The following is a 12,801-nucleotide window of genomic DNA, read 5'->3' on the forward strand; positions in this document are numbered from 1 at the left end:
GCACGCGCCTACCGCTCGCGCAGCGGCCCGGGCAGCGCTTTCAGGCCGATCCACAGCACCCCGATGACTACGTTGACTGGCACGCTCAACGCGCTGGGCACATAGAACAGCACCGACAGCCCCGGCGTGTTGAGCCCCAGCTCCAGTACGCCGCCCAGCGTGTAGCAGAGCAATCCGCACCACAGCCAGCGTCGCATATAGGCCAGCAGCCAGTGCGCGTGCGCCTGGTTGAAACGCCAGGCGGCCGACCGTTCGAACAGGTTGCCGCGGCTGGCATCCTTGAACAGCCAGCCGAAGAAGAAGTAGCGGTACAGCAGCGTGCGAAAGGCGAGCTCTTGCATGATGGCTCCCTCGGCCAAACGAGCTTCAGGCAAGCAAGTTTGGCTCCAAAATCGCGCGGGCGCCATGCCCTGCAGCGCCGGGTTGAGCATGGCGCACCCGGCTGCATTGCCTCGCCTCTCAGCTTGCCAGCTTCTTGAACGTCTCAAGCACCGCGTCGCCCTTGAACGGCTTGACGATCCAGCCCTTCACGCCGGCGGCCTTGCCACGGTCTTTCATGGCAGGGCTGCTTTCGGTGGTGAGCATGATGACGTTGACCGTCTTGTTGCCCAGCTCGCCGCGCACCTTCTCAACCATGGTCAAACCGTCCATGTTGGGCATGTTCACGTCACTGATGACGAGCTTGACGCCGGGGTTGGCCTTGATCTTGGCCAGGCCGTCCTTGCCGTCCACGGCGGTATCCACCGCCAGACCGTGCTTCTTCAGAAAGCCGGCCACCTCATCACGGACGGTGCTCGAATCGTCGACAACCAGAATCTTGCTCATGACGCTTTCCTCGTTCTCAAACTTCCAAATCAAAACAATTCCAGCTCGCCACCGGATTCCACTTCGTCGCTCACATCGGCCACGAAATCCAGGGGAGCATGGGCACACACGCACACGGTGGCGTCCACGCGCACCGTGTCGTTGATGGTGACCGCGTAGGTGGCCACGTAGCCTGGCTTGAGCACATCCAGATACGGCAGGCAGCGCGCGCTCACCACATAGGGCGTGGACATGCCAAGGTCGGGAAACACCTGCAGCAGTTCCTGGTTCAGTGCGCCGCAGCACAGGTTGCCGATTTCCAGACGCGCTTCTTCAAAAGAACGCCCGGCGCCTTCGCCCGTGAAGTACGCGCGCGTGGCGTCGGATTCATCAAATCGCAGCACCAACAGAAGACGGAAGGCGATGGACGAGATGGTGAGGATCAGCGCCTCTTCGCCGTTGATGGAGTCGCCTTCGGCTGCGGTGCCGATCTGGCACATGTCTTCGGCCTGCCGCACAAGCCGCGTACGCGCGGCCTTGCGGAAGATGCGATCGAAACTCTCTTGTGCGTTGCTGCGGATCACGTCAGACCTGCCTAGTGAAGCTGGTGTTGAAACTGGCTCGCCAGCGCCTCGACGCTCGACAGCGATGCAGTGATCATCTTGCCGCCGGCCTGGATGTCCTGGAACGTGGCGGTGGTGGTCAGATCATTCAGGTGCAGGCTGTTGCGATAGCTCTTTGACAATTCTTCCGAACGCGCAGCCAGCGAACGCACCTCACTGGCCACCACCGCAAAACCGCGGCCCGCCGTCCCCGCACGCGCCGCCTCGATGGACGCGTTGAGCGAGACGATCACCACATGCCGGACGATGGACTGCAGTTCCTCGTTCTTCGCGTGCATGTCGTGGTTCTGCTCCATGAGCGAGATCATCTGCTCGTGCCAGCGCTCAAACGTCAGCGCCAGGCCGCGCAGGCGCACCGCTTCTTCGGCAATCTGCCCCGCGCGGCTCGCCCAGTGCTCCTTGGCAGCCGTGGCCGACTGCAGTTCGGTACGCAGTTGCTCGATGACCTCCAGCTGATCGGCAGCGGCATCGCGCATCTGGCCGACCGTGGTTTCCAGTGCAGCAACTTCCTGCATGCCCGTTTCGACCAGCGCGGCGTGCTTCGAAAGATCAGCTGACAGATCAGCAATGCGGCGATCGGCATCGCCCAAGGTGCGCACGAGCGCATTCACCTTCCGCTGCCGGATCACCCACATCAGCACACCGGCAACCAAGCCGCCAGCGATGACGGCCATAACAATCGTCCCCATCACGATGCTTCCTTATCAAGATCCACGCGTACTGCCGGTGCCACGCCGAGCGTCGCGTTCACGCTGTCAACGGCAAAGCGTTCGGGCAGGCACACCACCGTCTGGAACTGGCGGAACGCTGCGCCCTTGTGCTCGTCGGTGAAGCGCAGCTCAATGCGGCCATGCTCGCGCTTGAGGAACTCCAGCACGGCATCCATGCCAACGCCGCGCCCTGACACTTCCGTCACCTTGTCGGCAGTCGAGAAACCCGGGCGGAAGATGCACTGCGCGATGTCTTCGTCGGTGGCGTGCTGGTCTGCGCCGAGCCAGCCGCGCTCCACGGCGATACTGCGGATGCGCTCGAGCGCCAGGCCGCGGCCGTCATCGCACAGGGTGATCTGCAGCATGCCCTGGTCAACACCAACTTCGATGTCGACCTTGCCTGCGGCCGGCTTGCCGTGGGCGATACGCTCTTCGGCCGGTTCGATGCCGTGGTCGATGGAGTTGCGAAGCAGGTGCATGAACACGTTCTGCAGGATGCCGCGCGCCTCGGCGCGTACACGGTAGCCGTTGTCGTCGATGCGCACAGCCACCGGCTCCTTGCCCAGCTCCTGCGCCAGCGACGGTAGCGATTGCAGCGCGCCGGACAACAGCGTGTCCACCGTCTCGCTGCCCAGCAGGCGCAGCAGTTGATGGACGGAATCGCGCATCGCCAGGAGTTCGTGCAGGCTACCCGGGTTGGCCGATTCCACCAGGCGCAGACTTTCCTGAATGCGTGCCATCACATCGGGCGCGGCATGCGTGGCATTGCCCTGCGCCGCGTCCCCCTTGCGGCCCAGCTTCACCTCGTTGATGCGGGCGTAGTTCTCGATGGCCTCGCGCACGCGCGACAGCTCTTGCATCAGCCAGTCCTGATCCCAAGCGTGCTCGCTGTCGGGTTCGCGCAGCGCGTGGTAGGTCTGCTCGGTCTCGTGCACCACGTTGGTCAGGTGCTGCAGGTTGTATGTGCGCGCGTTGCCCTTGATGGTGTGCATGTTGCGGAACAGTGCCGCAATGGCTGCGCTGTCCGCCTGCGAATACTGGCGGATGATCCGTTCGTTCTCGTGCACGAAGGTCGTAGAGCTGTCGATGAAGTGCTGGAACTTCTCCTGGCTCACCGCCAGGATCTCGCCAATCATCTCGAGGTTGCGGCGCTGCTCGCTGGCCTCGGCGGCCAGCTTGCGCAGTTCGGTCACATCGCGCACGCACAGCATCAGGCGCAGGATCGTGTCGCTCTCATCGGTGATGGCCGACCACGACAGGTCGAGCGTCTTCACGCGCCCATCCGGCATGCGCTTTTCCACCTCGCTCGCCAGCAGATGCTGGTTGAACGCGAAGTTGATGATGTCCTGCCCGAGGCAGGCATCGACCGCCGCTTCCACCTGCGACAGCGTATCGGCGCCCAGGCTGGTATCGGCAAAGATCAGCTCCATCAACTTGCGGCCCGCGATCTCCTGCGTCTCAAAGATCGATTCGAGGTAGACCGAGTATTCCTCGTGCACCACACCGCCATCCACCACGGTCAGGATGCCCTGCTGCATGTTCTGCAGCATCGCCTGGATGTCGGCCGTCTTCTGCTTGAGCAGCGCGGCGTTCTCCTGGATCTTCTCGATCATCTGGTTGAACGCGACGACCGAGTGGCCGATCTCGTCCATGCGTCCCACCGGCACACGGCGCGTGAAATCCTGGCTGCTGGCGATCTCGCTCATTTCGGCCTGCATGCGCGTGAGCGGCCGGGTGATCTGGCGATACAGCAGCATGCCGACGGCGGTGAGCAGCACAATGGCCACGCCGCTCACCACGCCGATGGTGGTGGCCGTGCTCGCAAGCTTGCCGTTCAGGCCGGCAATGGCTTCATCCTTCTCGCGGTTCTTCTCGATGCGCAGCGTCTCGACAATCTTTTCCAGCACGTCGCGGTAGCTGGCCACGTTGGCAAACAGGAAGGCCTGTGCCAACTCGTCCTTGCCCGCGAGCTTCATGTCGGTGGTCTGCTGGATGGCGTCGACGTAGCTGTCGACGGCCTCTTTGGCCTGGGCAACCAGACCTTCCTGCGCGTGGCTGTTGGCACGTTTGGCCTGTACATCCAATGCCGCACGCAGGGCGGCTTCTTTCGCCTTCAGGTCGTCCTTGGCCTGCGCGACGATGTTGGCGTCCGGTGCATACACCAACACCATCGTCGCCAACTGCACGTCCTTGACGAGCGATACCAGGTCGGCCGACGCCAGCGCGCTCGGCACCACACCTTCGGTCACCTGGCGGACCTCTGCAGCGCTGCTGCGGGTCTGGTAGACCGCGTATCCGCCGATGGCCGCCAGCGCGACAAACATCAACACCACCAGCAATGTAATGCGATGACGAATGGTCATTTGAAATTCTCTCGATTCAACCGCTCCCCCTGAAAGAAGGGGGCGGTCCAATATGCTTTCCTAAACATCGGAGACGCAATTATTGAAGTCGGAAGATGACCACTCGATGACTGCCACATCAACCATCCGGGCATTTCGGCATTGCGTTTCCGATGATGATGGGGTTGCGGCGCGTATCCGCTCGCCACTTGGTTACCAGCGAAATCGTTTGGCACCCCTACTCAAGTGGGGAATTGTGCGAAAGCGCTAAAGTTATTTTCCCAGTCGCCGTTAATTAAGTGCCTTTTTATTTTTCTTTTTTATTTCGCGAATGATTCTTTCGCGTTGATTCCAAAAATAGAAAAAAGGTATTTCTCAGTTTCCCGGCATGCAGCCTGATGGGGCGTCTCGCCCACTGTTGCGAATTGGCTACCGGCCCATGTTCCTGCCAGAATGTTCTGCTTGGCCCCTCCACCGAGGCAGACACATGAAGAAAAGCACGCAGGACACCGCCACACCCGCATCCGAGCTGATCGACGCACGCATTGCAGAGCTGGACGACTGGCGCGGCGAGATGCTCGCCCGCCTGCGCGCCGTCATCCGCGCGGCCGACCCCGACGTGGTGGAAGAATGGAAATGGAGCGTGCCCGTGTGGTCGCACGATGGCCTGATCTGCACCGGCGAGGCCTATAAGCAGACGGTCAAGATGACGTTCGCCAAGGGCGCCTCCGTGCCTGACCCGTCTGGCCTCTTCAATTCCAGCCTGGACGGCAACACGCGCCGCGCCATCGACTTCCGCGAGGGCGACAAGGTGAACGAAAAAGCGTTGAAAGCGCTCATCCAGGCGGCCATTGCCGTGAACCAGGCCGGCGCCAAGCGTTGAAGAACGTGCAAGCTCGCGCGGGTCGGGCCGGAGCCGTTAACATACGGCCCGCCTGATCAACCAACGGAGCAACCGCAGTGATTCAACCGACCAACGTATTCAAGGACAACCTCGCCCAACTGCCCGCCATTGACGGCATCGAGCGCATCGATCTGGTCGACGGCCAGGGCGCCGTGGTCGCCGACATCGAAAACAAGCCGGGCAAACAAGGTTCGGTGGCGGTGTACCACTACCTGCAGCAGGCGTTCGGCCAGCTTGATGCCAAGGCCGCCGAGCACGGCCTCGCCGTGTTTGCCGAGCACACCATCGACGCGCGCAACCGCCCCGGCGCCCACCCGAATGTGGACCGCCTGCTGGCCATCGCGGCCGGTGAACCCGCACTGCGCATCAACGTCGTGAAGGCCTGACGACGCATCGCTGATGCCCGCTACAAGTAGCGAGTGAACCACCCGTTTTCTCGCTGCACTGCACACAGCCGCATCAACAAAGTGGAGCGCCGCCGACGCGGATTGCCAGCCATGGGCACGCGGCGTAGCATGAGGCAGCCCTTCTTCGGGAGCCGCCTCATGTCTGCCCAGCACGAAGACAAGGTCCGCCAGCACATGGCGGATGCCGTGGCCCTGGCGCGCGAACGTGCGCCCGATATTGCCGACCTGTTCGAGCCGTTCCTGCGGCACTACTACGGTCTGGCAGACCCCGAAGACGTGATCTCGCGCAGCGTGGCCGACCTCTACGGCGCAGCGATGGCGCACTGGCAGCTGGGTCAGAAATTCGTGTCGGGGCAACCGCGCGTACGCGTCTACAACCCGAGCCTCGAACAGCACGGCTGGTACTGCAGCCACACGGTCGTTGAAATCGTCAACGACGACATGCCGTTCCTGTTCGACTCCGTGACAATGGAGATCAACCGGCAGGGGCTGGCGCTGCATTCCGCCTTCCACCCGGTCTACCGCGTACAGCGCGATGGCGCAGGCATGCGCGTGGCGGTCGAGGCCGGCGGCGGCGTACAGCGCCCGGCGGCACTCGCGGGCGACATGCCCGACACGCCCGCCGATGCGGACAAAGAAGCTCACGGCGTTGCTCGCTTCGAGTCGGCCATCCACATCGAGGTCGACCGGTTCTCCGAGGCGGACCGCCTGCAGGCTTTGCACGACGGCCTGATGCGTGTGCTGGGCGACGTGCGCGCCGCGGTGGAAGACTGGAATCCCATGCAGGCTGCCGCCCAGACCGCCATCGACGCGCTGGCCGCACGTGCCGCACAGCCCTCGACCGGCGACGTGGAACGCGCCGAGATTGCCGAAACACAGGCCTTCCTCAGTTGGATGCTCGAGCGGCACTTCACCTTCCTTGGCTACCGTGACTACGAACTGATTACGCAAGACGATGGCCATTACCTGCGCGGCATACCCGGCACAGGCCTGGGCGTGCTGCGTGAAGCGCTGCGCGACACCTCCACGCCGGACACGACGCGCCTGGCACCGGGGGCCGCAAAATTCATCGACGCGCCCGAGCCCATCTTCCTCACCAAGGCCAATTCGCGGGCGACCGTGCACCGGCCCGGGTATCTCGACTACATCGGCATCAAGCTGTTCGACGCGCAGGGGCGTGTCTGTGGGCAGCGGCGTTTCCTGGGCATGTACACGTCGAACGTCTACATGGTCCCGGCCGAGGACATTCCGCTGGTGCGCCGCAAGGTGGCCGACGTCATCCGACGCACGGGCTTCCTTCCCGACGGGCATCTGGCCAAGACACTGGTCACGATCCTGGAGCAATACCCCCGCGACGAACTGTTTCAGATAGACGCCGAAGCGCTGCACGACATCGCACTGGGCATCCTGCGGTTGCAGGAGCGCCAGCGCACGCGCCTTTTCGTGCGGCGCGATCCGTTTGACCGCTTCGTGTCGTGCCTCGTGTTTGTGCCGCGCGAGAAGTTCAACACCGACCTGCGCGTGCGCATCCAGGGCCTGCTGCAGGCGGCGTATCGCGGCACCGCCGTGGAGTTCACGCCGCAGCTGTCGGAGTCGATGCTGGCGCGCATCCATATCACCGTGCGCACCCAGCCGGGCAACGTGCCCGAGGTGGACGTGGCCGAGTTGGAAGACCGCATCGTGCAGGCCGCCCGGCGCTGGCAGGACGACCTGGCCGACGCGCTGCTCGAACGCGGCGGTGAAGAGCGGGGCAACCGCCTGTTGCGCCGCTATGCCAGCGCGTTTCCCGCCGGTTTCCGCGAGGACTATGCCGCACGCCTGGCCGTGCGCGACATCGAACTGATGGAGCCGCTGCTCGCCGCCAATGCGGCGGACAACCTGCTGACCATGCAGCTCTACCGGCCGCTCGAAGCGCCGCCCGGTGCACTGCGTTTCAAGATCTACCGCGCCGGCCAGCCGACTTCGCTGTCGCACAGCCTGCCGATGCTTGAACACCTGGGCGTGCGCGTCAACGAAGAGCGGCCCTACTGCATCGAACCCGCCGATGCCGCCCCGATCTGGATGCACGACTTCGGCATGGAGACCATCGACGGCAGCGAAGTCGAACTGGACGAAGCCCGTGCACGCTTTGAAGACGCGTTCGCGCGCATCTGGAGCGGCGAGCTGGAGAACGACGATCTCAACCGCCTCGTGCTGCAGGCTGGTCTGACCTGGCGCGAGGTGCGCATCCTGCGCGCGTATGCGCGCTACATCCGCCAGATCGGTTCGACCTTCAGCAACGCGTATATGGAAAGCGCGCTGAACGGCAATCCTTCGATTGCGCGGGCGCTGGTGCGGCTGTTCCTGGTGCGCTTCGACCCCACGCTTGCCGAGGCCGAGCGCTCGCGTGCAAGCGAAACGCTGCGCAAGCAGATCGACGAGGCGCTCGAAGACGTACCCAACCTGGATGAAGACCGCATCCTGCGGCAGTTCCTGGGCGTGCTGGAAGCCACGCTGCGCACGAACTACTTCCAGAGCCCGCCGGACACGGCACACGGCCAGGGACACGGGCAGCCCAAGCCGTATCTCTCGTTCAAATTCGACCCGGCGCGCGTGCCCGGCCTGCCCGAGCCCAAGCCGATGTTCGAAATCTGGGTGTATTCACCGCGCGTGGAAGGCGTGCACCTGCGCGGCGGCAAGGTCGCGCGCGGCGGCTTGCGCTGGTCTGACCGGCGCGAGGATTTCCGCACCGAGGTGCTGGGCCTGGTCAAGGCCCAGATGGTCAAGAACACGGTGATTGTGCCGGTGGGTTCCAAGGGCGGCTTTGTCGTCAAGCAACCGCCGCCGGCCGCCGACCGCGATGCGTATCTGGCCGAGGGCGTGGCGTGCTACCAGACCTTCCTGCGCGGGCTGCTCGACCTGACCGACAACTACGTCGACGGCCGCGTCGTGCCGCCGTGCGATGTCGTGCGCTATGACGAAGACGACCCCTACCTGGTCGTTGCCGCCGACAAGGGCACGGCCACGTTCTCCGACTACGCCAACGCCATCTCGGCCGAATACGGCTTCTGGCTGGGCGATGCGTTCGCCTCCGGCGGCTCGGTAGGCTACGACCACAAGAAAATGGCCATCACCGCGCGCGGCGCATGGGAATCGGTCAAGCGCCACTTCAGCGAGATGGGCGTCGATACGCAGACGCAGGACTTCACCGTCGTGGGCGTGGGCGACATGTCGGGCGATGTGTTCGGCAACGGCATGCTGCTCTCGCGCCATATCCGCCTGCTCGCGGCGTTCGACCATCGCCACATCTTTCTCGACCCGTCGCCCGATGCCGCCACGAGCTTTGCAGAGCGCGAGCGCCTGTTCAACTTGCCGCGTTCAAGCTGGGCCGATTACGACCGGGCGCTGATCAGCCCCGGCGGCGGCATCTTCCCGCGCACGGTCAAGTCGATTGCGCTCACCCCAGAAGTGCGCGCCATGCTGGACGTAACGGCGACCGAGATGGCACCGAACGACCTGCTGCACGCCATCCTCAAGGCGCCCGCCGATCTGCTCTACAACGGCGGCATCGGCACGTACATCAAGGCCAGCACCGAAACGCATGCCCAGGTGGGCGACCGCGCCAACGATGGCCTGCGTGTGAACGGCGCCGAGCTGCGCTGCAAGGTCGTGGCCGAGGGCGGCAATCTGGGCTGCACGCAACTCGGCCGCATCGAGTACGCGCAGCATGGCGGGCGCATCAACACCGATGCCATCGACAACTCGGCCGGGGTGGACTGCTCCGATCACGAAGTCAACATCAAGATCCTGCTGGGCCTGGTCGTGGCCGACGGCGAGATGACGCTCAAGCAACGCAACACGCTGCTGGCCGAGATGACCGACGAGGTGGGCGAACTGGTGCTGCGCGACAACTACTTCCAGACGCAAGCGCTGTCACTGGCGCGTACGCGCACGGCGCTGTGGCTCGACCCGGAAGCACGGCTGATGCGGCATCTGGAACGCAGCGGTCGCCTGAACCGTGCGATCGAATTCCTGCCCGCCGATGAAGAGATCGACGCCCGCCGGGCCAGCGGCGGTGGTTTGACCACGCCCGAACGCGCGGTGCTGATGGCCTACAGCAAGATGTGGCTGTACGACGTGCTGCTAGGCAGCGATCTGCCCGATCAACCGTTCGTGGCCGATGGTTTGCCGGCGTACTTTCCACGGCCCCTGCACACGCGCTGCGCCACGTCGATCCCTCGGCACACGCTGCGGCGCGAGATCCTGGCGACGATGCATGCGAACGCGCTCGTCAACCGAGCCGGCGTGACGTTCGTGCACCGGATGGCCGAAGAAACCGGCGCGGAACCGCTTGCAGTGGTGTGGGCAAGCCTTGTTGCGCGCGCAGTCTACCGGCTCGATGGGCTCTGGGAAGAAGTCGATGCCCTCGATGCGCAGGTGCCGCACGAGACGCAAACCGCCCTGTTCACCTCACTCGCGCAACTGCACGAGCGCGCCACCCTGTGGTTCCTGCGGCGGCGCGTGTCGGACGTGCCGACTGCGGTGGAACGGTTCCGGGCGGCGGTGGATGCGCTCGCTCCCGAAATCAGCGCGCTGCAAACGGAGGAATCAGCGCAGGCCGCCGCGCAACAGCAGCAGGTGTTCAGCGAAGCCGGTGTGCCGGAAACGCTGGCGCGTGTGGCGACCGGTGTGCCAGCGCGCGTGTCGTTGCTCGACATTGCCGAAGTTGCAACCACCCGCGGCTGCGATGCACGGCTCGCCGCCCGCGTGTACTTTGCCCTCGACCAGCCGCTGGGTTACGGATGGCTGCAAGGCGGCATCCTCGGCCTGCCGACGCAAACGCATTGGCAGATGCTGGCGCGTGCAACGCTGCTCGAAGAACTGGGGCAACTGCGACGGCGGCTTACGCAGTCGGTGTTGCAAGATGCGGCGCCCGGCGCAAGCGCCGACGCCCTCATCGAGACCTGGCGGGCAACACGGCAGGAAGCGCTGGCGCGCTATAACCGCGTCATCGCCGACCAGGTGGCTACCGGCTCGCCTGACCTGGCGATGCTGTCGGTGGGGCTCCGGGCACTGGCCGAGGTCGATGCCTGATGCAGTCCGCTATCGGGCACGCGCCAGTGCCGCATTGACGCGCACCGGCGGCGTGTCGTGCGAAAACGGCGGCTGCACAACGAAGGCATCCACCACGCCGGGCTCGAAGAACAGGCAGTACGTCGAGCCGCCGTACTGGAAGAAGCCAAGCTCCTCCCCCTTGCGTACATGCTGGCCCGGCGTCACGTCGACCATGCACGACGACACCTCGGCCATGCCGATGAACACGCAACCCACGGTGCCCATGTCCGGGTCGTCGCAGGCGATGGTGATGATGGCGCGGGCGGCCATGGCCGCGCTGTAGCCTTGCGAATCGTTCAGCCCTTCCGGGTCGGCGCCCTCGGATTCCACGCACGAGTAGTACGTGCCGTCCACATGATAGGTATCAACGATGGTACCGGCGACGGGCGCGTGCCAGCGGTGGTAGTTGTAGGCGCTCAGGAACGCCTGATACACGCTGCCGCCGGCATAGCGTTCCGCCAACTGCGCCTTGTCCGGCCCGAAGATGTCGCGCAATGAGTACGGTTGCGCCTTGATCCAGAACGCATCTTCATAGCGTGTGTCGTGGCTGATGTTGTAGGGCGCTGCCTCGCAGGCGCTGACGATCAGCTTGTTGTCGTCCTCGCCCGCGACCGGCCGCACGCCGGCACGAAAGCGGCGCGTGAAGAAGTCGTTCCACGAGGTGAAGCCCCAATACGGCAGCGACGGATCACACAGAAACTGCTCCATGCCGATACGCCGTGTCGCTTCGGGGCTGAACCAGCCGTCCGGCTCGTGCGTGTTCAGGTACGCACGCGAATGCGGGCCGCCGAGGAAAGCGCTCCAGCCATTGAGCACCGCCTTGAGTGCATCGTTGAAGCGTCGATCACGGAACAGCGCATAACCGGAAGGCATGCACATCGGCCAGTCGAGCAACGCGTTGAGCGGACAGATCACCAAGGCCTTTTGGCTGAAGCGCGGCGCGCACGTAACGATGTGGTCGATGGCAAGCAGCAATTCTGTGCTGTCCTGGTAGCCAAGTTCGTATCCTCGGTCCCTCGCTTCGTCGATGGCCCGGGCGAGGTGCATGCGCAATGCGGGCTCGCCATCGATCAGGCTGGCGAGCCCGCGCACGGCAGCCACCGAGGGTGTCTTTGACGGACGTGACAGTGCTTGTGCCACAAGCTCGGTGCGAAACGCCGCCAGCTGCGCCTCGCCTTCGGGCAACCAGTTGCCGAGCCGGCGGCGCCGGTCCAACGGAACGTTCGATGCAGCTTCCAAAGAGTCCTCCTTAAGCGCGCCGTTGCCGCAGGCAACGCACCAGTTCCTCCGCATACGACAACAGCTCCAGCACCAAGAAAACCAACAAGACGGTCGCGACATAGCCCCACGGCAGGGGCAGATCTTTCCAGCGCAGCGAAAAATCGCGCGATGCAGACCCCATGCCGAACAAGCCGAGCACCTCATCCCAATGCAACTGCGCGACAACGGATAGCGCCATGAGCGGGATCAGGAAGTACATCAGGTACGACTCAAATGGCTCGCGCATGGGCCGGCTCCACGGAGATTGCGATACACATGTGCAGGCCGAGACCCCACGCAACCCGCGTTCCAGCAGCGGCGGTGGCATTGAGGTTGCTGAGAATTCCTCCCGCAGGATTCCCGCCGATGAAAGCGCCGCCGCCCACCTCCCCGAGCCCGATGAGACCGACCCGCACCAGCCGGCGTCGCTTGGCGATGCACGCGCACGCCTGCAAGACCACTTCAACAGGCCGGTGCGACATGAAGGGCGTACGGTGTTGGCAACTTGGCATCCTTCCTACGCACTTCGCGCCCCGGACCCGGCCGCGCGCGAGGGCGCCTATCCCGACATCGTGACTGCCCTCAAAGATGCGCGGCGGCTGGCCGCCGGCAAGTAGCCGCACGGGCCCGCGAGTTGCGTCGGTGGCACCGACACTG

At 64.3% G+C, this 12,801-nt stretch carries 11 protein-coding genes; 4 read left to right on the forward strand and 7 right to left on the reverse strand.

What is annotated here, in order from left to right; translation table 11 throughout:
• Positions 1–8 precede the first annotated feature (8 nt).
• From CFE42_RS07300 to CFE42_RS07320, 5 genes are all read right to left on the reverse strand, one after another.
• Positions 9–341 carry a hypothetical protein gene (locus CFE42_RS07300; RefSeq protein WP_004631347.1) on the reverse strand — a complete coding sequence of 111 codons (333 nt, stop codon included), beginning with the start codon at positions 339–341 and terminating at the stop codon, positions 9–11.
• Positions 342–459: 118 nt separating this feature from the next.
• Positions 460–825 carry a response regulator gene (locus tag CFE42_RS07305; protein ID WP_004631346.1) on the reverse strand — a complete coding sequence of 122 codons (366 nt, stop codon included), beginning with the start codon at positions 823–825 and terminating at the stop codon, positions 460–462.
• 29 nt (positions 826–854) lie between these two features.
• Positions 855–1,388 carry a hypothetical protein gene (locus tag CFE42_RS07310; protein ID WP_004631345.1) on the reverse strand — a complete coding sequence of 178 codons (534 nt, stop codon included), beginning with the start codon at positions 1,386–1,388 and terminating at the stop codon, positions 855–857.
• Positions 1,389–1,399: 11 nt separating this feature from the next.
• The gene (locus tag CFE42_RS07315; RefSeq protein ID WP_004631344.1) at positions 1,400–2,116 is read right to left on the reverse strand and encodes a methyl-accepting chemotaxis protein; all 717 of its coding nucleotides are present in this window, start codon (positions 2,114–2,116) and stop codon (positions 1,400–1,402) included.
• Positions 2,116–4,500 carry a HAMP domain-containing protein gene (locus CFE42_RS07320; RefSeq protein ID WP_004631343.1) on the reverse strand — a complete coding sequence of 795 codons (2,385 nt, stop codon included), beginning with the start codon at positions 4,498–4,500 and terminating at the stop codon, positions 2,116–2,118. Before CFE42_RS07320 ends, CFE42_RS07315 begins: the two co-directional genes overlap by 1 nt.
• A gap of 466 nt (positions 4,501–4,966) precedes the next feature.
• On the opposite strand from CFE42_RS07320, the gene CFE42_RS07325 reads away from it, so the two are divergent.
• The 3 genes from CFE42_RS07325 (at position 4,967) to CFE42_RS07335 (ending at position 10,863) form a co-directional block, all read left to right on the forward strand.
• Complete coding sequence (locus CFE42_RS07325) at positions 4,967–5,362, forward strand: DUF1801 domain-containing protein (RefSeq protein ID WP_004631342.1); 396 nt, start codon at positions 4,967–4,969, stop codon at positions 5,360–5,362.
• A gap of 77 nt (positions 5,363–5,439) precedes the next feature.
• On the forward strand, positions 5,440–5,769 hold the full coding sequence (locus tag CFE42_RS07330) for a DUF2322 family protein (RefSeq protein WP_004631341.1): 330 nt from the start codon (positions 5,440–5,442) through the stop codon (positions 5,767–5,769).
• Between the two features lie 159 nt (positions 5,770–5,928).
• Positions 5,929–10,863 (forward strand): NAD-glutamate dehydrogenase, encoded by a 4,935-nt coding sequence (locus CFE42_RS07335; RefSeq protein ID WP_004631340.1) that lies wholly within the window; start codon positions 5,929–5,931, stop codon positions 10,861–10,863.
• A gap of 9 nt (positions 10,864–10,872) precedes the next feature.
• Here the strand turns inward: CFE42_RS07335 and CFE42_RS07340 are convergent, their stop codons facing one another.
• Both CFE42_RS07340 and CFE42_RS07345 read right to left on the reverse strand, forming a co-directional pair.
• Complete coding sequence (locus CFE42_RS07340) at positions 10,873–12,123, reverse strand: phosphatidylserine decarboxylase family protein (RefSeq protein ID WP_037044275.1); 1,251 nt, start codon at positions 12,121–12,123, stop codon at positions 10,873–10,875.
• A 10-nt stretch (positions 12,124–12,133) separates the two neighbouring features.
• The gene (locus CFE42_RS07345; RefSeq protein ID WP_004631338.1) at positions 12,134–12,391 is read right to left on the reverse strand and encodes a hypothetical protein; all 258 of its coding nucleotides are present in this window, start codon (positions 12,389–12,391) and stop codon (positions 12,134–12,136) included.
• On the opposite strand from CFE42_RS07345, the gene CFE42_RS07350 reads away from it, so the two are divergent.
• Positions 12,390–12,761 (forward strand): hypothetical protein, encoded by a 372-nt coding sequence (locus tag CFE42_RS07350; RefSeq protein WP_152458820.1) that lies wholly within the window; start codon positions 12,390–12,392, stop codon positions 12,759–12,761. The two genes, CFE42_RS07345 and CFE42_RS07350, sit on opposite strands and share 2 nt — an antisense overlap.
• Positions 12,762–12,801: the final 40 nt, after the last annotated feature.

Source organism: Ralstonia sp. PBBBR1 (assembly GCF_002256165.1).
Classification (GTDB): domain Bacteria; phylum Pseudomonadota; class Gammaproteobacteria; order Burkholderiales; family Burkholderiaceae; genus Ralstonia; species Ralstonia thomasii.

What these genes read in the sequence shown, in the direction of transcription:
- CFE42_RS07335 (WP_004631340.1), top strand. Translation starts at nt 5,929, where the DNA reads ATGTCTGCCCAGCACGAAGACAAGGTCCGCCAGCACATGGCGGATGCC.
- CFE42_RS07315 (WP_004631344.1), bottom strand. Translation starts at nt 2,116, where the DNA reads ATGGGGACGATTGTTATGGCCGTCATCGCTGGCGGCTTGGTTGCCGGT.
- CFE42_RS07305 (WP_004631346.1), bottom strand. Translation starts at nt 825, where the DNA reads ATGAGCAAGATTCTGGTTGTCGACGATTCGAGCACCGTCCGTGATGAG.
- CFE42_RS07350 (WP_152458820.1), top strand. Translation starts at nt 12,390, where the DNA reads ATGGGCCGGCTCCACGGAGATTGCGATACACATGTGCAGGCCGAGACC.
- CFE42_RS07320 (WP_004631343.1), bottom strand. Translation starts at nt 4,500, where the DNA reads ATGACCATTCGTCATCGCATTACATTGCTGGTGGTGTTGATGTTTGTC.
- CFE42_RS07300 (WP_004631347.1), bottom strand. Translation starts at nt 341, where the DNA reads ATGCAAGAGCTCGCCTTTCGCACGCTGCTGTACCGCTACTTCTTCTTC.
- CFE42_RS07325 (WP_004631342.1), top strand. Translation starts at nt 4,967, where the DNA reads ATGAAGAAAAGCACGCAGGACACCGCCACACCCGCATCCGAGCTGATC.
- CFE42_RS07345 (WP_004631338.1), bottom strand. Translation starts at nt 12,391, where the DNA reads ATGCGCGAGCCATTTGAGTCGTACCTGATGTACTTCCTGATCCCGCTC.